The sequence below is a fragment of the Cupriavidus sp. SIMBA_020 genome, from assembly GCF_046535395.1.
In the GTDB taxonomy this organism is placed as follows: Bacteria; Pseudomonadota; Gammaproteobacteria; order Burkholderiales; family Burkholderiaceae; genus Cupriavidus; species Cupriavidus campinensis.
Genome location: NZ_JAWRWU010001441.1, coordinates 1 through 244 on the forward strand (window position 1 = coordinate 1; position 244 = coordinate 244).

Consider the following 244-nt stretch of genomic DNA (forward strand, 5'->3'; position numbering starts at 1 on the left):
GTGGGAGATCGGCAAGAGCTTCGATCACGCGGCGCCGATCGGCCCGATCCATCCGGTGGCCCGGACCGGCCACTACAAGGAAGGCGACATCTGGCTTGCCGTCAACGGCGAGCGCAAGCAGCAGGCCACGCTGTCGCACATGATCTGGTCGGTGGCCGAGCAGATCTCGCGGCTGTCGCAGGCGTTCGAGCTGTTTCCCGGCGACCTGATCTATTCGGGCACGCCGGAGAACGTCGGCCCGGTG

Annotated in this window: 1 protein-coding gene; it reads left to right on the forward strand. The window is 66.8% G+C overall.

The window, feature by feature from the left end; all coding sequences use genetic code 11:
* A partial coding sequence (locus tag SB751_RS34320; RefSeq protein ID WP_410749535.1) for a fumarylacetoacetate hydrolase family protein occupies positions 1–244 on the forward strand: 244 nt, incomplete at both ends.